Here is a 19,932-nt window from a genome sequence, read left to right on the forward strand (position 1 = left end):
ATTCACAAAGCACTTGTATACCTTTTTTATCAGATAGGAAAGTATATAATCCGCGGCATGATAGTGTTTTTGTATCGTAGGTGGTCATTTTGAAATGATGTGTAGACGGAAAGCATCGCTCCGGCTGCCCACTTCCCTTTCCGTATATCCAGCTCAAAATAACTACTTTTGGACAGGACCGGGTGGGCTTTCCCGGTTTTTCTTAAATATTTTGTTTGCCTATACCATTCTGGACAAATGAACATATACTATATCAACATGCTATACGGAAGGAGAATGTATATGTTTCGACCACCAAACCAACCACCTATGTTCCCACAACAAAACATACCAACTCAGGGACTCTTTCCTCGTGGTCCGGTTCCAAATCAAATGACAAATCCAACTGGACTGCAAGGAATCTTACAACGGTTCTTACCATCACAAGCTTCTAACATGACCCAGGCAACAAATATGGCAGCAGGTAGCGGTTCTAATCTAATGGGAACGCTAAATAATGTGCAACAAGTTTTAAAAGTAGCACAACAGGCAACACCACTAATCAAAGAATATGGACCGATGATCAAGAACGCGCCAAAATTAATCAATATGATGAAGGCATTAAACGAAATAAATGAAGATGAAGATGACAATGAGATTGTGGATGATGTGGAAGAAGAAATAGAGGAAGCGGAAGAATTAACGATAACGGAAAGCACATCATCTTCCCAAAAACAAGCGAAAAATAAAGTTAAGCCAATTCGCACAAGCGAATCACAACCAAAACTGTTTATTTAGAAAAACCTCCACCTATTAACAACTATAAAAGTTCTACTTATTCTTTCAACCTTCAAAGTTTTCACTACGTTGAGTTAATCAACGCTAAAAGTTTATAATTTCCAGTACAAAACAGACCACTTGCATTTTTTTTAGACTAAGAGCACAATAAAAGTAATCACGTTAAGTAGGAGGCTTTTTCATGACAAAGCAAGCTCTCGAGAAAGCAATTTTTGCAGGTGGCTGTTTTTGGTGTATGGTGGAACCATTCGATGAGCAGCCAGGTATTGAACAAGTGGTATCAGGCTATACAGGTGGAGACAAGCCTAATCCAACATATGAAGAAGTGTGCACCAATACAACAGGTCACCGTGAAGCAGTTGAAATTACGTATAATCCATCCATTTTTCCCTATCAAAAGCTATTAGAGATTTTCTGGCAGCAAATCGATCCGACTGATCCTGGTGGCCAATTTCATGATCGCGGTGAATCCTATAAAACCGCTATCTATTATACAAATGATGAACAAAAAAGATTGGCAGAACAATCTAAGCAAAAATTAGAAGAAAGCGGTAAGTTTAGTGATCCTATTGTGACAGATATATTACCTGCTAAACCTTTTTATCCAGCAGAAGAAGAGCATCAGGATTACTATAAAAAACAGAGCTTTCATTATAAGATGTATAAAAAAGGTTCGGGAAGAGCAGATTTTATTAAAAGAAACTGGGGGAAACATTACTCAAAAGAAGAGTTGAAAGAACGCCTAACTCCGATTCAATATCATGTTACACAAGAAAATGGTACAGAAAGGCCATTTGACAATGAATATTGGAGTAACGATGAAGAGGGGATATATGTAGATATCGTTAGTGGTGAACCATTATTTTCAACCACTGATCAATATGATGCAGGTTGTGGATGGCCTAGTTTCACCAAACCGTTAAACCGTAATAGGATTGCAGAAAAACTAGATACATCACATGGTATGCGAAGAATTGAAGTTAGAAGTGATGAGGCTGATTCTCACCTCGGGCATGTATTTGATGACGGACCGATTGACAAAGGCGGAATGAGATATTGTATTAACTCCGCAGCTTTACGATTTATTCCCAAGCATAAGTTGAAAGAAGAAGGTTTTGAAGAGTACCTGGCATTATTCGAATAACTTCCCGTTGTTTTCGGGAAGTTTTTACATAAAAGAGGGCGTGTACTATGGTTAGAAATATTAGTTATCTTTTGTTCATGTATGCTGCTTCATTAGTCATAACCGGATTGTTCCTTCTTTTTCATTTCCCATTACCATGGATATTAGGGCCACTGATTGCTGTATTTATCTTGAATTGGTTAGTAAAGGAACCACTTGCACAGAACAAAACGATCTTGAACATCAGTTTTTTACTTACTGGTGCACAAATTGGATCTACTTTTACTTCGAATACTTTAAGTAAAGTGATTCCTTATTTTATTCCATTTTTAATCATAACGTTATTACTCATTTATCTATGTATGAAAAGCGGAGAATTATTAGCTAAATATGCAAATATCGAATCATCAACTGGTATGTTAGGAAGTATTCCCGGGGGTTTATCCGTTATGGTAGCAATGAGTGAATCGATGAATGCTAATACTGGCTTAGTAGCCATCTTTCACACGATTAGACTAATGGCCGTCCTATTTCTTGTACCGCTGATGGCATCATTTATGTTTGCTCAGACAGATGCACAACAAATGCTGACTGACACGGCAATTGCATTAAATGGTTGGACAGTATTGTTGTATCTATTACTATTTGGAATCGCATACCTATTGCGCTATAAAATGCCGGCACCATATGTCCTGATTCCTATGTTGGTTATAGCAAGTCTGAAACTGCTATCTATACCAGTCAGTGATGTACCGGTGAGTTTATATCATGTCGCTCAATTGTCAATCGGTATTCACTTAGGCTTATCCATAACAATATCAGACCTTAAAAAAGCGGGTAATTTCTCCTGGATTTTCTTCCTATTCACTTGCATTATTATCATGATATCGACTGTTCTTGGATATATTTTTGCTATCATGTCTGACCTCAGTTTCGCTACAGCAATGCTGAGCCTAGCACCAGGTGGATTGGTAGAGATGGCCATTACCGCTGGTGAAGTAGGGGCAGATCCATCGATAGTAGGGTCACTGCAATTGGTACGACTGTTATTTATTATTTTGGTACTACCTTTTATCTTTAAAAAAATGACTTCTTCCTTCAGTAAACCATAATGATATTATGTTAACTCGGTAAAGTTCCTTGTGTAACAGCTGATAAATGTTTATGATAGAAGGGAAGGAGGGACATAAATGATTCATCAAAATTGGGAAAACAACCGTACAATTAAAAAAATTAAATGTGTTCATACTAATGCTAAAAAATATAAAGTAAATTCTGTTTTATCCGAAGGAGCAGTATATGAAGTAAAAAACGAAACAGAGGAATTTTATTTTGTTATTGATAATACCAATCGAATAGCTGGATTTAAAAAGGATTACTTCGAAATTGTCCCATAATGTTTATTAATTCAATATATTGGGAAAATATATATAATAGGGATTTTATACTATATAATCGTATAAGTTTTTAGTATAAGCAAAACGAAGGCTTTTTCCTTAAAGCAAGCCTCGTATTGTTTATGTAAAATGATAAACTTTTCAAAGATTCTCCATAGGAGCTGATAAAATGAAAAGAATTCTTTTGATCCGTCATTGTCAGGCTTTAGGCCAACACAGTGATTCGCCTCTATCAAAAAAAGGCATCCAGAAAGCATATGAATTGGCAAGACAATTAGAAAGACTTAGCTTTCCAATAAATCGTATTATTACGAGCCCTTATTTACGTGCTCAAGAAAGTATCAAACCTTTTGCTGCTCGCCAAGGCATTCCAGTAGAAACTGATGAACGACTAAAGGAACGGTTGCTGAGTGAGCAGCCTGTAGATGACTGGATCGATATTTTAGAAGAATCTTTTCAAAATTTCCATTTCAAGCTTCCTGGTGGGGAATCATCAAACGAAGCATATCAACGTGCAGAACAGGTTTTAAATGAGTGCATGAAAGATGAGGTAAATGAGAATATTATTATAGTGACACATGGCAACTTACTTGCCCTTATGTTGCAGAAATTTCATGTTGATTTTGGGTTTCATGAGTGGAAAACTCTTACAAACCCTGATGCCTTTTTAATTCAGCGTATTGGTGGCGAATATATTACCGAAAGAATTTGGGAAGAAAAACAATCTCACTTTTATTAATATGATTTGCAAACTCAATGAAATAAGCTATAATGGTATTCGAACTTTAAAAGTTGTGATAGAATGTGTGTGTATAGAGATACATAACGATTAATCGTTAAAGGAGGGGACCGTCTTGGCATTTGTAATTACTTCACCTTGTAAAGAAGAAAAAGCAGGCGAATGCGTAGAAGTTTGCCCTGTAGATTGTATAGAAGAAGGAAAAGATATGTTTTATATCGATCCCGATATTTGCATCGATTGTGGTGCATGTGAAGCTGTATGCCCAGTAGAAGCGATTTATATGGAAGATGAAGTACCAGATGATGAGCATGAATATATCTCATTAAACCGCAAGTTCTTTGAGGATAATTAAACCATACAAATTGCAAAACCGCTATAACGGAATAGCGGTTTTTTAATACTTAATTTCAAACTTCTGAAATGCAGTTTCTACTTCCTCTTCTGTAATTTCAATATTTTTCACTTTTGCAAAGAAGGAGGGCCCTTTTTTTACTTGCAACAAAAATGCGTCAACTTTATTATCTTCACCTTGTGCTTTAATTTCTACGGATCCATCATTAAGATTCTTCACCCATCCAATAATATTGTTCTCGACTGCTACTTGTTGCGTAAAGGAACGAAAGCCTACACCTTGTACACGACCTGAAACTACTACATGAACTTGTCTCAATATAATCACCTCTTTCCTATGATAGTATCATTGTAAATTTCACAATTCAAAGTTAACGAAAGAAGTTGAAACGAAACCGCTTTATCCAAATCAAATAGATGACTTTAAAATCGGTCAAAATCAAAGTCAAACTGCCTTAACTGGATCCACTGTAATTATTTGTGATGAAGGAAAGGATTGTGAGCAACTTCAAAAAATATTAGAGGGTTACAATATGGTGACACAATTTAGGTTACCGATTTAACACTAATTACTCGGAGTACACAAGATTTATTTGACTTAATTGATTTAATACGAAGTAAAAAAACAAGCTTAAAATCACTCAAGGATACATGTCTAGATTTATCAGAAGATAATCCCTACAGTTAATTCTTAATTACAGCACTGCATTAGAACGTGATTTGATTCGTATGCGACAACGTGAAGGGATTGAGTTGGCCAAGAAAGAAGGAAAGTTTAAAGGTCGATTTAAAAAATACCACAAAAAGCATGCCGGAATGATTTTTGTGATAGAGTTGTATAATGAGGGAAATATGACTGTAAATCAAATATGTAAAATCACAAATGTATCAAGGGCTGCACTATACAGAAAGTTAAAAGAAATTAAGAAATAAGAACGTAATACAGAGCTTGTAAATATAGAAGCAAGGTAATTCCATTATTTAAACAATGAGACAGAGAAGGAAGTGATGGTGTGAATTTAAGAGTAGAGTCGATAAATAAAAGATCAAAGGAAATTGATGAAGTAAAAGATTTATTGTATGGTTCATTTCCTAAAAATGAACAAATACCTTTAAGGTTTTTATTGTGGCGAGCGAAAAGAGATTTTGTGGATTTCTTAGCTATTTATGATAATGATGTGTTTGTTGGATTTACTTACTTAATTACTAATAAAGATTTAACATTCGTTTTATATTTAGCAATAAACGCTAAAATTAGATCAAAAGGTTACGGAAAAATGGTATTGTCCCAAATTAAAGAAAAGTACCCTGATAATCGAATAATACTTAATATAGAAGCGATTGATGAGAATTCATATAATTACAAGCAAAGAGTTAAAAGAAAAAAGTTTTATCTACGAAATGGGTATCAAAGTACAAATCTTAAAATTAATGATAGTGGAAATTTATATGAGGTTATGATAAATAGAAATGTTGTTAGCAAAGATGAATATTATGATTTATTAAAAAAGTATTCTGGAATTTTACTTTTTTATTTTGTTAAACCTGAAATTTCAATATCAACAGATTTATAATTAGCAAACAAGACAATAATGGAATTTTTTATTCAACTATGAAATGATTAAATTTTAATTAACGCTCAGTATATCTTAGCTTAATAATACAAATTAAGAAATCATTTGATGATGAAGGTAAGAGTGAAAGTAGACAAACCTCTCAGAAATTTTAATATGATGCGCAAACAAAGGGGAATTTGTGATATTCCTCTATTTTTTGGTTATGCTAGAAATAATATTTTAAAAAAAGGGGATTTCTTATGCATCAATCGATTTGGTTAGCAACAGATGTTAGACGTTTTTCTGCCTTGAATGAAAGCCTTCAAACCGAAGTCACCATTGTTGGCGGTGGGATTACCGGTGTTTTATCCGCATATCTCTTATCTCAGAACGGTATTCGAGTTGTGTTATTGGAAAGAGGCAGATTGCTTCATGGAACGACCGGACATACAACAGCAAAAGTAACGGCACAACACGGTTTAATCTATCATGAAATACTGGAACATTTTGGTTTAGAAAATACACAAAAATATTATCAGAGCCAAGTTGAAGCAATCCAATTTATTAAAGATACTGCTGATCACTATCAAATCCCATGTCAATTTGATTACCAAGATGCCATTTTATATACAAATAGTGAACAAAATCAACAAAAATTAGAGGAGGAAGCAAAAGCTTATCACAAATTGAAAATTACCGGAGATTTAAAGGATAGCATCCCTTTTTCTATCCCACTCAAGTCGGCGTTAGTAATGTATGAACAAGCACAATTTCATCCAATTGATTTTCTCAAAGTAATGATCGATAAGATACTGGAAAATGGCGGCGAAATATATGAAGACACGACAGCAGTAGATATTGATTATCAAAACAAAGTGATCGTAAGAACAGCTCGCAACCATAATGTCTTGTCTGACCATGTTATTATTGCTACACAATTTCCTTTCTACGAAGGACAAGCATTTTACAGCACCAGAATGTATCCTTCGAGATCATATGTTCTAGGCTTAACATCTAATCAGGATTATCCTGGTGGGATGTATTTAGATATTGATCAACCGAAACGATCTATTCGTTATGTAACACATGAAAATGAAACCGTTTGGTTGTTAGGTGGAGAATCACACAAAACAGGGCAATATCATAAAGAAAATACTGATCCGTATTGTGACTTGCAACATTTTGGTTCACAATACTTAGACGTAAAGGATTGGCAATATCAATGGTCAACACAAGATTTTACAACGTTAGATAAAATTCCGTATGTCGGTTCATTGAACAGAAGACATCCCAATGTATACGTTGCAACTGGATTTCGCAAATGGGGTATGACCAATAGTGTTGTAGCAGCACATTTGTTAACAGATCTCATTATGGATAAAGATAATCCGTACAAAGAGCTGTATCAACCACAGCGTTTTCATACTGATCCAGATGTAAAGAAATTTATCAGTTACAATTCCAATGTAACTAAAGAATTTGTCAAAGGAAAACTAGATGTCCAGAATGAACAAGATAACCTAGAACCAGAAACAGCTGTAAAAAGGAAACGCAATGGACAAATTGTAGGAATTTATAAAGATGAACAGAACCAAGTACATGCTGTCGATACAACATGTACACATCTTGGGTGTGAGTGTAACTGGAATCAAGCTGAAAAAAGTTGGGATTGTCCGTGTCATGGATCAAGATTTTCATATGACGGTAAAATTATTGAAGGTCCAGCAACTAAACATTTAAAGAAAATCGATCTTGAAAATTAAATTCTGTCTCAATATCTTAAGTATACTTTTAATTTGAGATATTGAGACCCTTTTTCACATTACTTCCTATAATATATATTATGTAAACTAACAAATTAAATTAAGATTTTTCTTCTTCTTTAGTTGTTTTCTCTCGATAAACAATTCAACACACATCATTCTCTTAAGTATGTTGCCACCTCCCCTCTCTTTCATTGTAAAAAATACAACATCAATTCATTCCACCTTCTCGTAATAAAGCTAACCTCATTAATGTTGGTTTGTAATCATGCATTTACTAATTCTCTGTTTTTTTATGTATGATATATGTGTTGTTTACTTTTGCAACAATTCTTGCTCATTAGCCAATTAGCTTACTCCGTTTATATAATGCCCAATAATAGTTACAATCTTCCTGTTCTTCTATTCCATAATATAGTCAAAATATACTGTTTTAGAGTAAAGATAAGGAAGTCTATGATTACTTATGGTATTCTATAAGAAATTGTAAATTGTTAGGATGTTGCTTTTGGATATAAGAAAGTTAGAAGCTGAAATTCGTTTGTTGCAGAGCCAATTATATGAATTAGGAAATGAAACAAATCAGTACTCTATCGGGGAAATTTTAGAGCTAAGTAAACAGCTGGATGAGAAAATTATCCTTTATCAGAAATTGAAACTACGTAATAAAAACAAGTAAAATTGTCACATTCTTAACTAATTTGTTACAATTCAAGTATAGTTTGTGTTACAGCTAGCAGCTAGGAGGAATTCAATGAATGATTTTGATACTTACATACGAGCTTCTAAAAACAAATGTGAAACGACCTATAATATGATTCCTAATGAAGTTCCTTTTTTAAAAGTTGGGCTTACTAAACAAGAGTTACAAAATCGAAAGCAAAGATTTGTTAAAGAATTAAGTGTTGTTCAACACTTTATGCAAAAGCTAATTCAGTATATGGAAGGTATTCCAACATTGATTATTACTACAGATAATCAAGGGTATATATTAGATATTTACGGAGATCAGAGTATTAAAGAAATGGTTGATTCCCTTGGAATAACGCCAGGGGTTAGATTTAACGAAAAGGATGTTGGCACAAATTCAGTTTCGTTAGCTTTAGAACACCAAAAACCAATTGCAATAATTGGCAAAGAACATTTTCATGATTACTTATCAGAAGCTGCATGCTATTCCTCCCCTTTTTGCTTTTCAACTAATAGTAGTTTGGTTGGTACTGTTTCCATGATGACAACCGTTAACTTTGCTAGTAACTTTTATCTCGGACTTTTGTCATCGGCTGTTGATACAATTGAGCGGGAAATTCAACTTCAAGAACAAAATCACCAACTTCATTTATTGAATCAAATATTGATAGATTCGACACCTATAGGTATAGTAATGACAGACAATAATGGTAATTTGCTAGAATTTAATTCCAGTGCTGAAGAAATAATCGGTATTAAAAGAGAAGAAGTATTGGTTAACGGACTTGAACAAATTGATCAGATAGGTGAATATACTAATTATGTTCTGGAGACGGAGAAAAAAGTAGAAAACGCTGAATTTTCATTTCAGCTGGGAGAAAGCGATTACTCTAAAAACCTCCTTCTCGATGTGTTACCTCTTTTTGATGAAGGCCAAATGATTGGTGCCTTTGCTCAATTTAGAGATATGACTAATTACCACGAATTACAACAGAAGCTTATAGAGTCTGAAAAATTATCTACAATAGGTAAGCTAGGGGCCGGATTAGCACACGAAATTAGAAATCCTCTTACATCCATTATCGGTCTCACCCATCTAATGAAAGAAAATAAATATAAAGCTGAATATCTTGATATTATTACTGCTGAATTAGAACGAATGGATAATTTAGTGAATCAATTTGTCTCATATGGTAAGCCAACTACTATTAATCGTGTAAGCTGCTGTATACATGATCTTATTCGTGAAACTGTTGAGTTAATGAAAAATAATGCTCGTCTTCATAATGTCAACATATACGTCGAATGTTCAGTAAAAGATGCCGAAATTTATATTGATAAACATAAGATCAAACAAGTACTGATTAATTTTATGAAAAACGCCTTTGAGGCTATGCCTGATGGTGGAAATATTTGTCTTGGGATAGAAACAGACTTAAAAAATAATGAGTTTCATATTTGTATAAAGGATGAAGGAATAGGGATGACAAAGGAACAAGTGGATAACTTAGGTAAACCTTTTTTCACTACTAAAGAAAATGGACTTGGCATGGGGTTACCTATTTGCTTTGATATCATTCATGCTCATAACGGAAGAATTGAATTTCATTCTGAGAAAGGAAAAGGAACTGAAGTATATTTAGTCCTACCTCAAAATAATGAATAAGAAAGGAAAATCGATGATGAAAAAAGTTTCAACAGTATTGGTAGAAAACCTTAAACGGTTAGGGATTACTCATGTATTTGGAATACCAGGTAAAGCAATCGTACCATTATTAGTTGAATGTGAGCATTATGATATACAATTTGTTCTTGCCAGACATGAATCAGGAGCAGGTTTTGCTGCAGCTGGCTATGCACTTAAAAAAAGGATAGGTGTAGCATTAGGCACATCTGGCCCCGGAGGAACTAATCTGTTAACAGCTGCTGGCCAAGCGAAAGCATATCACTCCCCTACTTTGTTTATCACGGGACACCCATCGGCCAAGGATACAGGTAAAGCACAGGGACAAGACTCTTCTATATTTGGTACTGATCTTGTCAAAATGTTTGAAGCTGTCACGTTATTTAGTGCTCGGGTTGACAGAGGCGATCAATTAGAACTCTTGTTTAAGCATGCGATTGAAAAAGCGACTTCAGGTATAAAAGGACCAGTCCACCTGTCCATACCGATGGATATTTTACAAGAAGAAATTCCAGCATTTACAGTTGATGTGCCAACTTTTAAGTCTACTGTAGTATCCAATCAATTGGATACTGTCATCACCAAGCTAAACGAGGCAGAAAACCCAGTTCTATTTCTAGGGAAAGGTGTTCACCTATCACGAGCTTATGAAGAAGTAAGGTGGTTGGCAGAACAATGGCAAGTTCCAGTTATGACTACTCCCGGTGGTAAAGGGACATTTCCAACTAATCATCTGCTATCTTTAGGTGCGTTTGGGTTGGGAGGTAATGAAAAAGCAACTAGGTTCCTTGAAGATAGAGTCGATCAAATGATTGTAATTGGTAGCAAACTTAGTGATATGTCCTTAGCAGGTTTTTCAGAAGCAGTCTATCCGAAACAGCTCATTCAATTTGATTTTGATCCTACGTTTGTACAGAAGTCCCTTCCGCTCCCTACTTTATATATTCAAGGAGATATTAAAGCTAATTTAGTTGAACTTCAACGGAAATCTAGAGTTAAAAGTGTAGAAATAAAAAGGACTCCCCGCTATACCGAATATCTTGAAGAAAATGATGCTCCTTCAGATATTAATGAAAATGAAGCCTATCTATCTGCGAAACAAGCAATTAAAGTAGTTCGAAAATACTTACCAAAAGATTCAATATTGTTCGGTGACGATGGGAGTCATACCTTTTATGCCATAAAACACTACGACATTTATGAACCAGGAACTTTCTATTTTGATGATGTGTTTGGAACAATGGGACATGCAATTGGATATGCTATCGGTGCAAAATTGGCTTCACCAGAAAAAACAATTGTATGCTTAACTGGTGATGGTTGTACGTTTATGCATGGCACTGAAATTGCAACTGCTGTCGATCAAAGTTTACCTGTTATTTATATTGTATTTAATAACATTGCTCTTGATATGGTAGATAAAGGAATGAGAAAAATGATTGGACACTCTATTGGAGCTACATATCAACATGCATTAGATGTTACATTGTTTGCGGAATCATTAGGAGCTACATCTTATCAATGCCGCAATACAGAGGATATTAGAAATGCTATTATTCAGGCACTTAAAACAGATAATGGTCCAACAGTTGTTGAAGTATTGGTTGATCCAAATGAAACTCCTCCGATTTTAAACAGGGTTTAAGCTACTAGTTTTTTCACAATTCGGTGTTCCATTAGATAAGGGGCTTTCAGTAAAATTATCTATTCAATGTACTATTTTTAATATACTAAACGTATAACTAGTGTCATGATATGCTGAGTTGATACCATCTTTTTCTCTTAAATCTTTTGGTACATACTTTGTTTTTAAGGTAATGTCAAAATCTGATTTGAATGGAAATGGAGTTATTCTAATTTCATTTTTACTTCTCCACTCCGCAGCATATTGTTGACCATTTATCCATGTATTAAACCCATTAACAAACCAGTGATGCTCTTCATTTTTGGTCGCCCCTTCCTCGTTTAAACAAACGTAAAGAGATAGTTTATCTAAGAACCGTAATAATCGGTAATGCTGTTTAATCACTTTATCGTTGAGATCAGGGTATTTCGTTTTTATTTGTTGTTGTCTTTGTTGTTCATTTTTCATGTAGTCTTTGCAATCCTGTTGTTCAGATTGGCGGATATCCCCGAATGAAGTATAGTGAATACTACATAACAAAGCAGCATACGGATTGATCTTTTCTACTTCATCAATTCCCTTTTTATACATCGTTATTTTAGGTAAAAGAGGATAATCTGTAAATGAATATGGAGAATTTTGCTGATCATTCCAAATGGGAACTTGGTCCAATCTAATCCAGGCACGATCATGCTCGGTTATGGAAAGTATAACAGTGTCTCGATAGTTAGTATGAATAAAAAAGTCATCTCTGAGCTGCTTTGCAAGATCTCCTGAAAATTCAGCATGGTGATGCTGTGTAGTCATTTTAAAAAATTCCCCTGTATCTAAAACGATCATCATTCAACCTCCCATGTATATGTTTCAAAATAAATACGAACCTTTGGATACAATCATAGATTATTGTGACATCATTTTTCTAATATATTCGAAAGCCTTTGCGGATTGAGCATCTTCGAGCCGTCTGCGAATTAATTGAGCACACTCTTTAGAAGAATGCAACGAAGTATCAACTTCTATGTCATAAATACCAGGTACATGGACAAACTTTTGCCATAAAGCAACTGGTTTTGGCACGGTACTATCATTGTTGTAATCACCGTTCCATGTCTTTATTCTTCTTTCCATAACAACGTCTATGGGACAACGGACACCCACGAACCAAACAGGAAAGCCTTCTAGTATCTTGGTACATTTGTGAAGAATTCCTAGAGGAACAGAATATCCTTCATGATGACCAACGTCCATCACAACGTTTAACCCTGAACGACTAAACGCTGCTATTGCTTCATACATAGCTTGATACATGGTATTGACAAGTGGCTCGAGATCCGGTCGTTCACCTCCAGGTCGTAAACCAATGCCAGGCTGAAATCGATCTGGAGTCATTTGCATAAACTGATCAACACCTAAGTTCATCCATACACCTTCAAAAGTGTTTTGAATACTTAATGCTATGCTAGACTTACCAGACCTTGGTGTACCGTTTAGAATTATTATTTTTCCATATTCATTTTCATTCAACAACTATTCATTCCTCCCTTTTTTCTGTATTGTTTCAACTGTACATCTTTGCGCCCCCTTCCCAATAAGGTAACTAATTTGTATTAGTTCGATTGCTTATTGCTAGAGTTTTTGTTCAACATTCATTATAGGATAAAAGAGCAACAATCGAATTAGAAGTATTAGTAGCTAAGAAATCTAAATGATCTTGACTCATATTTGTATCCTTATAATGAATGTTCTCTTATTCGGATAAACTTACATCTTCTCTTTCATTTTCAAATTCACTATACGCTTGTTGGAAAAGGTTCAAAGAAGCTATCGCTTTAGGAAAACCGACATAACCACTACAATGATTAATCAATTCTAGAATTTCTTCCTTTGTTAATCCTACTCTAAGAGCGGCTTTGAAATGGAAAATTAGCGCAGTTCCGTGATCACCTTGTGAAATAAGAGATGATAACGTAACCAAAGCACGTTGACGAGAATCTAACGTATCATTAGAATAAATATCGCCATATCCGAATTCTAAAGCCATGTTGGCTAGCCTAGGAGAATACGCCTGCACAGCTTCCATCGTTTTAACCCCTTGCTCACCGGCAATTTCTCTAATTTTGTTCCACCCCATTTGTCGTTTATCCATGTTTTCACCCCTTTCTATTAGAATCATTAATTACTAATTCTATATTCATTTGAATATTCCTTTATTTTACTAACGATTATGACGATACTTTACAGTTCAAAATCAGTAAAAAAGAGTGTGAAGAACATTATTAAGGCTTCTTCACACTCTACTAGCTCAAATGGTATATGATCTTTATTTCAATAAACCTAACATAAAGTCGATATTGTCTGCGTATTCTGGAAAATCAATAAGAGGATTTCTATTCTTTTGCATCTGATAGATTTCTTTATTTCGATGTTTTTCGTAGACGGAAACAGCAAAAGCTTTGTGCCAATTTAATAGCATTTCAATGTCTTTATCGTTGTATTGACTAATTTTCCCTGGGTATCTTAGCAAAAAGTACAATGTAGCTCGGGCAACCTCCCCTTTTCCACTTTCGGGTTCAAATTTCTCATCTTCGTATTTCCCACAACTTGTTTTTATCGTTTCGGATTCCATTTCTGGTGTGTAGTCTTCAAAATCAAAGTAAGGATAGTTAGATCTGGTCGAATTACACTTTTTATCGCATGTGAAAAGATGGTGTAAATCCCCTCTCATCGGATTGCCCTGATCAAACCATGATTGAGGTACGACATGTTCACAATTAAACATGTTTTCCCTTTTAATGACCGCTACCGCTTTGTTCCATACATCATCATTTTGAGTTTTATTATTTAACAACTTATCATATTCTTCTTTTCTTTTTAGCGCTGCTTCGTGATCTTCTCTAATGGTTTGCTCAGGATTTTTGTGGCTACCTGAATAGATACTTTTAAGATTCCCGTCCATATGGAGATCAATTGTAGAATAAAGGTGATCACGTGTTTCAGAATTATAAGGAAGCTGATTTTTGTGTGTTGTTTTAATTAACTGATGAAGTTGCTCAAATAATTTAGATTTACCCGCTTCATCAAAGTTAATGTCACAGTAATAATCCATGACAATACGAGAGTCTTCCTCTTCATCATAATACTCTTTCGTATTTTTAATTTTCTTTTGATACTCCCTTAATTCCAACAATGCGTTTTTTAAATCTTTCCCTTCCGACTTATTCAAGATTATTCCCCCTTCTACTTACCATAAGAAAAGGACAGGAAGGAGGATTTTTAACAGCCAACCTGTCCATTCATATATAACAACGCACATTACGACATGATAGTTAGACCGAGATTTTCCTATCTAGTTTTAAGATTAATCAGTTCCCTCCACACTTGGAGCACTAATCCGATCTAATTGGTCAACTAGGTTCAATAGGAGAAAGCCATTTCCCTCTGCGCTTTTTTGATAATCAAGTGGAAGCGTACGTCTGATAAGTTGCGCATAGATTTCTGGTTCAACTAGAGATCTATCAAACTCATTTTCACTTAAATTAATTAGTAAGGCTAAAGCACCTGCAACATGCGGCGCTGCCATCGAGGTTCCTGATAATCTAGCAAATTTATTATCTATATATGTTGATAAAACATCTACACCGGGAGCTACAAGATCCACTTCCTTATTAGTATTAGAAAAAGGAGCAAGCTGTAATTCCATATCTACAGCACCAACGCAAATCACTTCTGTATAAGCTGCAGGGTAAGCATACTCAGGTGTTTCCTCATCCCCGTCCCCTTCATTTCCCGCCGCAACAACGACAGATACATCTTGATTAACTGCATGTTGAATCGCTTTATGCATCTCATCTACGTCATTAGGACCACCTAGAGACATGCAAATAACTCGAGCACGCTCATTGTTTGGACCACGCCATTCAACTGCATAGTTTATCGCATCTATGATCCAGTCATATTCACCTGAACCTTCCCCTGTTAACGCTTTTAGACTTAATAGTTTAGCTTTTGGAGCAACACCTACAACTCCTTCTCCATCAAGGCTTGCTGCAATAGTTCCAGATACGTGTGTGCCATGACCGTTATTGTCTTCATAGTTGTCTTGATCTCCGTTATAATCTGATGTAAAATTTCTACCACCAATTATTCGCTCCTTTAGATCTGGATGATCCGACTCAATACCAGTGTCTATAACCGCAATAACAATACCTTCCCCTTCATTGCTTTTCTCCCAAATGGCAGGAGCCTGTACTAATTGAATACCTTCTGGAGTCTCATTTCTTGAATCCTCAATTGACTGAATCGTGTAAGGTATTAAATGAACCTTTTTTTGTGTCATACGTCATCCTCCTTCGGTAAAATATCTTCTCTCTATAATATATGTACTAGGCTTGCTAAAGTTTACTAGTTTTACTATATTTAATATATTTGTAATATTTGACATTTTATTTTTACATAGAGAAATGGGTCGTATTCGTATTCATAGGCTTTTATATACAATCAGCCTTTTGTTATACATATATCCTCAATCGTTTATGTATAAACAAATAAATGAGGAACGTTAATATCCCTCATTTAATATTTAGGTAATATCATTTGTAACTCTAGCGCTTACTACCATTATTTTGCTACATAATATAAGCTATCTTCTGCTAGTACAATATAGATAAATATATTTATATCAGAGATATCATGTTTTTAATTGATAAAATAATAAATGAATAACGCAATGATCAGATTAGTTATGCCAATTAAAGCTGCTCGAAAGGTAACAATATTTCTATTTCTTCTATCCTTTGCAGATTCTGTTGCATAATTGGCTCTCATTCGGTCTCCGCTTAGCAGGGCTCCTGAAAAAATCATCGAAATTCCAATGAACACGATGCCAATACCACCGGTAATCACATATGCCTTATCCACTCCCCATATAATAATTGATAGTAAAACACCGATTACAGCGAAAATAATACCGATAAGAAAATATCTCAAGTTATCCCTCCTTGATATACATTTACGAATAAATATTAATTTTGTTTCACCTAGGAATTTAGCTAACATCCTATTGCGATTTCACCTGTTAAAAAACTTTTTTGCTAAAATATACAAATGCAACGGTATGTAATGATTTAAAAAGGATTATCCCTGTATAAAGGGACAACCCTAACCATTTTTAATCGGCGATAATTTCTATTCTTTCTTCAGATACATTTGAACTGATTTCCAGATGGGATACGTCAGTAGTCAATGCATCATAGCGTATTTCAAATTGATAACCACCAGTCCATTTACTGCTGTAATCACTACCCATAGGCTCTATTTTATTACCATCAGCTACAAGCTCTAGCTGATCAAACAAATTTTGATCGATCATTTCTTTCGTTGTAGAACCCCTAATCACGGTTGTGGTTGGTGATGCCGTAATCGTCTCAAAGTCTACATAACCATTATCATAATCCATTCTTTGACCAATTCGCTGTTTGAAACTGGCCCCCATCGCTTTATTTGGATCATAGTCAAAGGTTAGTGTTTTGTCTGACATTTGAAAATGTAAAGTTAATTCCTTAGCAAAACCATTTGGTGGTTCGAAGGAATATGTCCCCTTTACTGTACTTTTATCTTCACTTAAATTGGCTGCTCCACTGTCCATATGAGAATTGGTAAGAAAACCAGATAGTTTAATTGGTGTATAATCTAATTCGGGATCATCCAAATTATTCGATTCACTCGTTACGGTATAGTATAGAATGAATTGATTATCGTCAACCATTACTCCATTAACAGTAAATATTACCCCACTTTCTAATGTTATGCTTTCATTAATACTTTGGCCGTTTCCCATTTCATTTAAATCTTGTAACGTATCCGATATGACATCGACGTTATCGAATCCTATTATTTTCTTACCATAATAAGCTAGCCCTTGGTAACTATAACTTATCAAGATCGAAAAAAAGATGATAGCTACCGCAAATTTCCAAATGACATTTGTTCTATTATATTTTTTACTATCTTCTCTCTCTAAGGCAGCACGTAAACGATCCTCTAGATGTTTCGGAGCATGAAGAGAGGCTAATTGTTGCTTTTCTTTTTGTATCTCTTTCTTTACACTACTCATTTCGATCACCTCGATACAAAGAATGTAACTTTTTTAAACCGTAAAATACTCTTGATTTTATCGTTCCTATTGAAGTATTCGTCATGTTGGCGATAGTTAGGAAATCAAGGTCATGTAAATATCTTAAGCGTATCGCCTCCGCTTGCTTTTCATTAAGATTTGCCAGCATGCTATGTATGTCTAATTGCCTCTCCACTCGTTCAAAATCATTATGAGCTTGTTTCAACGTATTTTCTGCATCCTGTTCATCTAATAGAACGGTTTTATTTCTTTTGCGATAGGCATTATGACAACAATTGACTAATATCTTTTTACTCCAGCTGTAAAAAGATTTGTTGTTTTTTAATAAGTGAATGTTCTCATAAAGCTTCACAATCATATCTTCTATGACATCTAAAGCATCTTCTTCCTTTCTCATATAGGAAAATGCCAAGCGATAATAATCATCTTTTTGACTTAAAATCAGGCTTAAAAGTGCTTCTTTGTCCCCTTTTTTTGCTTTCTTTACTAGTGCTATATTCATTACCGCTATCCCCCTCTCCTATATAAGAGTATTGAAACATGCCATAAGTTCATTATAAATGAAAAAAGAAGAGAAAATGTATCACAATTTCCCTTCTTTATCTTCGTTATTTGTTTTTAGCTTTTTTTTGATTGATAGCAAGTAGAATTCCTGCACCTATTAGCAAAAGACTAATAACTGTAACTTGGAAATACTGATAATATAATCGGCGAAAATTGATATGAAATAACTCTTCTAAATAACTAGCAAAGACGGGCATCAACACTGAATCAAGTAAATAGAACAAACCAAGTATAATGAGCGCAATTCCAATCCATTTTTGATAACTACCTAAATATTTTATAATCGGAACATCCTTCAGTACTTCATATTCAAATCGATTCGCTAACTGTAAGGCATCAAAGAAACTAAAAAACCAAATTAACGGAATCAGAAATAGAAAAAGTGATAAGTTTAGGACATCCAAAATATAAATCGAAAATAAAAAGGATGCCATTAACTGAATACCTCTTTTTTGCAAGCCTAAGTATAAATGACCTGCTCCAGGGAAAATCGATAAGATAGTCGCGATCATCTTACTTTTTTTCTCATTATCATGCATTCGATTAAAATCGTCCATGATGGTCCGATCTTCTAATTCTTTACCTGCCTGTTTTTGATTTAATAGCTGGATAATATCAAACATGCTATATATCCAAATAATTGGCAGTGCTAATAGAAAAATTAAAAAGACAGCACTCGTTAGAAAGCTAATAAAGAAAACCATGATAATCACGCCGAAAAAAGCAGCAAGTATGGTTAATCCACGATAAGACAAGCCTAAATAAAAATGTCCCATTCCGGGTATTACCGACAACAACATGGTAGTCACTCTTTCGTTAGATGTTTCCTTTAGGTGATGTGTTTCACTACTACTCTCATTTGTACCATTGTGCACTTTTGCTATGAAAAGTGTAATCGTAATATCCATCATATTAATACCCCATATCATGAAAGCTAAAAAGGCTAGCATAAAAAAAGTGTCATGATAGGGATCAAATCCAAATATCACCATGTAAAAAGCTAATAACAAGGTTCCAGCAAACGCAAGTGTATAAAGAACACCCCGAATTTTATGCCCCCAGTAAATATGTCCAAATCCTGGAATGAATCCTAGAAAAAATGCCGCTAATCCTGATTTATTCATGACGATGAACCCCCTTTATTTCTTGTAATACATTATCTGTTTTCGTCATTAGGTGGTCCGTAATAGATCCACCTTTTTTCTGCTGGATATCTGATACATCTAATGCTCCTTGGAATACACCAGTTATAGTCAGTAAAATCGTTAAGCCAGCTGCTACAAGGTAATGGATGAATACATGGTTTTGTTTCTTCTGCGGAGGAGCAGGTAGTCTGATTTCCAATTGCTGAAGTGTATCATCCGTAAAATCAGCTGAAACCCCGCTGTTCATTTCGACTTCCTCTACGATTGATAAATATAAATCAGTGCATGTTTCACATTCTAATAAATGATTTTCAACTTCTGTCTCCTGGTTAGACTCTGCATTTATATAAGCCAGTAGAGCGTCTCTTGTCATATGTTTCATG

22 protein-coding genes and 1 pseudogene are annotated in these 19,932 nt (G+C 34.8%); 12 read left to right on the forward strand and 11 right to left on the reverse strand.

Features of this window, described 5'->3' with window-relative positions; all coding sequences use genetic code 11:
- Window positions 1–282: 282 nt before the first annotated feature.
- The 6 genes from vrrA (at window position 283) to GH715_RS10215 (ending at window position 4,391) form a co-directional block, all read left to right on the forward strand.
- Entirely contained in the window at window positions 283–777 is a 495-nt protein-coding gene (gene vrrA, locus GH715_RS10190; RefSeq protein WP_163578587.1) for a VrrA/YqfQ family protein, read from the forward strand.
- A gap of 181 nt (window positions 778–958) precedes the next feature.
- Window positions 959–1,921, forward strand: coding sequence for a peptide-methionine (S)-S-oxide reductase MsrA (msrA, locus tag GH715_RS10195; RefSeq protein WP_153835276.1), 963 nt, complete (start codon window positions 959–961; stop codon window positions 1,919–1,921).
- A gap of 47 nt (window positions 1,922–1,968) precedes the next feature.
- A complete protein-coding gene (locus GH715_RS10200; RefSeq protein WP_153835275.1) occupies window positions 1,969–3,012 on the forward strand; it encodes an AbrB family transcriptional regulator in 1,044 nt (347 codons plus the stop codon).
- Between the two features lie 78 nt (window positions 3,013–3,090).
- Window positions 3,091–3,297, forward strand: coding sequence for a DUF6501 family protein (locus GH715_RS10205; RefSeq protein ID WP_153835274.1), 207 nt, complete (start codon window positions 3,091–3,093; stop codon window positions 3,295–3,297).
- A 169-nt stretch (window positions 3,298–3,466) separates the two neighbouring features.
- Complete coding sequence (locus GH715_RS10210) at window positions 3,467–4,036, forward strand: histidine phosphatase family protein (RefSeq protein WP_153835273.1); 570 nt, start codon at window positions 3,467–3,469, stop codon at window positions 4,034–4,036.
- 115 nt (window positions 4,037–4,151) lie between these two features.
- On the forward strand, window positions 4,152–4,391 hold the full coding sequence (locus tag GH715_RS10215; protein WP_153835272.1) for an indolepyruvate ferredoxin oxidoreductase subunit alpha: 240 nt from the start codon (window positions 4,152–4,154) through the stop codon (window positions 4,389–4,391).
- A 42-nt stretch (window positions 4,392–4,433) separates the two neighbouring features.
- Here the strand turns inward: GH715_RS10215 and GH715_RS10220 are convergent, their stop codons facing one another.
- Window positions 4,434–4,709 (reverse strand): acylphosphatase, encoded by a 276-nt coding sequence (locus tag GH715_RS10220; RefSeq protein ID WP_153835271.1) that lies wholly within the window; start codon window positions 4,707–4,709, stop codon window positions 4,434–4,436.
- A gap of 172 nt (window positions 4,710–4,881) precedes the next feature.
- Between GH715_RS10220 and GH715_RS10225 the strand changes: the two are divergent.
- The 6 genes and pseudogenes from GH715_RS10225 to GH715_RS10250 all read left to right on the forward strand — a co-directional run.
- Window positions 4,882–5,323: pseudogene (locus GH715_RS10225) on the forward strand (recombinase family protein); the annotation flags it as partial.
- An 80-nt stretch (window positions 5,324–5,403) separates the two neighbouring features.
- Window positions 5,404–5,964, forward strand: a complete 561-nt coding sequence (locus GH715_RS10230; RefSeq protein ID WP_153835270.1) for a GNAT family N-acetyltransferase — start codon at window positions 5,404–5,406, stop codon at window positions 5,962–5,964.
- Between the two features lie 242 nt (window positions 5,965–6,206).
- Window positions 6,207–7,709, forward strand: a complete 1,503-nt coding sequence (locus GH715_RS10235; protein WP_153835269.1) for an FAD-dependent oxidoreductase — start codon at window positions 6,207–6,209, stop codon at window positions 7,707–7,709.
- A gap of 499 nt (window positions 7,710–8,208) precedes the next feature.
- Window positions 8,209–8,388: a Spo0E family sporulation regulatory protein-aspartic acid phosphatase gene (locus GH715_RS10240; RefSeq protein WP_240469375.1), complete on the forward strand. Its 180-nt coding sequence runs from the start codon at window positions 8,209–8,211 to the stop codon at window positions 8,386–8,388.
- Between the two features lie 75 nt (window positions 8,389–8,463).
- Window positions 8,464–10,065, forward strand: a complete 1,602-nt coding sequence (locus tag GH715_RS10245) for an ATP-binding protein (RefSeq protein ID WP_153835267.1) — start codon at window positions 8,464–8,466, stop codon at window positions 10,063–10,065.
- 16 nt (window positions 10,066–10,081) lie between these two features.
- Window positions 10,082–11,728: a thiamine pyrophosphate-binding protein gene (locus GH715_RS10250; protein ID WP_153835266.1), complete on the forward strand. Its 1,647-nt coding sequence runs from the start codon at window positions 10,082–10,084 to the stop codon at window positions 11,726–11,728.
- A gap of 63 nt (window positions 11,729–11,791) precedes the next feature.
- Here the strand turns inward: GH715_RS10250 and GH715_RS10255 are convergent, their stop codons facing one another.
- From GH715_RS10255 to GH715_RS10300, 10 genes are all read right to left on the reverse strand, one after another.
- On the reverse strand, window positions 11,792–12,547 hold the full coding sequence (locus GH715_RS10255; protein ID WP_163578588.1) for a DUF3891 family protein: 756 nt from the start codon (window positions 12,545–12,547) through the stop codon (window positions 11,792–11,794).
- Between the two features lie 60 nt (window positions 12,548–12,607).
- Window positions 12,608–13,234 (reverse strand): chloramphenicol phosphotransferase CPT family protein, encoded by a 627-nt coding sequence (locus GH715_RS10260; RefSeq protein WP_153835264.1) that lies wholly within the window; start codon window positions 13,232–13,234, stop codon window positions 12,608–12,610.
- A 220-nt stretch (window positions 13,235–13,454) separates the two neighbouring features.
- A complete protein-coding gene (locus GH715_RS10265; RefSeq protein WP_153835263.1) occupies window positions 13,455–13,853 on the reverse strand; it encodes a carboxymuconolactone decarboxylase family protein in 399 nt (132 codons plus the stop codon).
- A gap of 174 nt (window positions 13,854–14,027) precedes the next feature.
- Window positions 14,028–14,930 (reverse strand): endonuclease I family protein, encoded by a 903-nt coding sequence (locus GH715_RS10270; RefSeq protein ID WP_153835262.1) that lies wholly within the window; start codon window positions 14,928–14,930, stop codon window positions 14,028–14,030.
- A 135-nt stretch (window positions 14,931–15,065) separates the two neighbouring features.
- Window positions 15,066–16,043: a S8 family peptidase gene (locus GH715_RS10275; protein ID WP_153835261.1), complete on the reverse strand. Its 978-nt coding sequence runs from the start codon at window positions 16,041–16,043 to the stop codon at window positions 15,066–15,068.
- A gap of 359 nt (window positions 16,044–16,402) precedes the next feature.
- A complete protein-coding gene (locus tag GH715_RS10280; RefSeq protein WP_153835260.1) occupies window positions 16,403–16,693 on the reverse strand; it encodes a DUF5316 family protein in 291 nt (96 codons plus the stop codon).
- Window positions 16,694–16,874: 181 nt separating this feature from the next.
- Window positions 16,875–17,819, reverse strand: coding sequence for a DUF4179 domain-containing protein (locus GH715_RS10285; protein WP_153835259.1), 945 nt, complete (start codon window positions 17,817–17,819; stop codon window positions 16,875–16,877).
- Window positions 17,812–18,342: a sigma-70 family RNA polymerase sigma factor gene (locus GH715_RS10290; RefSeq protein ID WP_153835258.1), complete on the reverse strand. Its 531-nt coding sequence runs from the start codon at window positions 18,340–18,342 to the stop codon at window positions 17,812–17,814. Before GH715_RS10290 ends, GH715_RS10285 begins: the two co-directional genes overlap by 8 nt.
- Window positions 18,343–18,448: 106 nt before the next feature.
- Window positions 18,449–19,528 (reverse strand): hypothetical protein, encoded by a 1,080-nt coding sequence (locus tag GH715_RS10295; protein WP_153835257.1) that lies wholly within the window; start codon window positions 19,526–19,528, stop codon window positions 18,449–18,451.
- A complete protein-coding gene (locus GH715_RS10300) occupies window positions 19,521–19,931 on the reverse strand; it encodes a hypothetical protein (RefSeq protein ID WP_153835256.1) in 411 nt (136 codons plus the stop codon). Before GH715_RS10300 ends, GH715_RS10295 begins: the two co-directional genes overlap by 8 nt.
- Window position 19,932: the final 1 nt, after the last annotated feature.

Source organism: Gracilibacillus thailandensis (assembly GCF_010994055.1).
In the GTDB taxonomy this organism is placed as follows: domain Bacteria; phylum Bacillota; class Bacilli; order Bacillales; family Amphibacillaceae; genus Gracilibacillus; species Gracilibacillus lacisalsi.

What these genes read in the sequence shown, in the direction of transcription:
- GH715_RS10245 (WP_153835267.1), top strand. Translation starts at nt 8,464, where the DNA reads ATGAATGATTTTGATACTTACATACGAGCTTCTAAAAACAAATGTGAA.
- GH715_RS10300 (WP_153835256.1), bottom strand. Translation starts at nt 19,931, where the DNA reads ATGAAACATATGACAAGAGACGCTCTACTGGCTTATATAAATGCAGAG.
- msrA (WP_153835276.1), top strand. Translation starts at nt 959, where the DNA reads ATGACAAAGCAAGCTCTCGAGAAAGCAATTTTTGCAGGTGGCTGTTTT.
- GH715_RS10240 (WP_240469375.1), top strand. Translation starts at nt 8,209, where the DNA reads ATGTTGCTTTTGGATATAAGAAAGTTAGAAGCTGAAATTCGTTTGTTG.
- GH715_RS10290 (WP_153835258.1), bottom strand. Translation starts at nt 18,342, where the DNA reads ATGAATATAGCACTAGTAAAGAAAGCAAAAAAAGGGGACAAAGAAGCA.
- vrrA (WP_163578587.1), top strand. Translation starts at nt 283, where the DNA reads ATGTTTCGACCACCAAACCAACCACCTATGTTCCCACAACAAAACATA.
- GH715_RS10210 (WP_153835273.1), top strand. Translation starts at nt 3,467, where the DNA reads ATGAAAAGAATTCTTTTGATCCGTCATTGTCAGGCTTTAGGCCAACAC.
- GH715_RS10295 (WP_153835257.1), bottom strand. Translation starts at nt 19,528, where the DNA reads ATGAATAAATCAGGATTAGCGGCATTTTTTCTAGGATTCATTCCAGGA.
- GH715_RS10265 (WP_153835263.1), bottom strand. Translation starts at nt 13,853, where the DNA reads ATGGATAAACGACAAATGGGGTGGAACAAAATTAGAGAAATTGCCGGT.
- GH715_RS10250 (WP_153835266.1), top strand. Translation starts at nt 10,082, where the DNA reads ATGAAAAAAGTTTCAACAGTATTGGTAGAAAACCTTAAACGGTTAGGG.
- GH715_RS10205 (WP_153835274.1), top strand. Translation starts at nt 3,091, where the DNA reads ATGATTCATCAAAATTGGGAAAACAACCGTACAATTAAAAAAATTAAA.
- GH715_RS10255 (WP_163578588.1), bottom strand. Translation starts at nt 12,547, where the DNA reads ATGATCGTTTTAGATACAGGGGAATTTTTTAAAATGACTACACAGCAT.
- GH715_RS10285 (WP_153835259.1), bottom strand. Translation starts at nt 17,819, where the DNA reads ATGAGTAGTGTAAAGAAAGAGATACAAAAAGAAAAGCAACAATTAGCC.
- GH715_RS10235 (WP_153835269.1), top strand. Translation starts at nt 6,207, where the DNA reads ATGCATCAATCGATTTGGTTAGCAACAGATGTTAGACGTTTTTCTGCC.
- GH715_RS10275 (WP_153835261.1), bottom strand. Translation starts at nt 16,043, where the DNA reads ATGACACAAAAAAAGGTTCATTTAATACCTTACACGATTCAGTCAATT.
- GH715_RS10200 (WP_153835275.1), top strand. Translation starts at nt 1,969, where the DNA reads ATGGTTAGAAATATTAGTTATCTTTTGTTCATGTATGCTGCTTCATTA.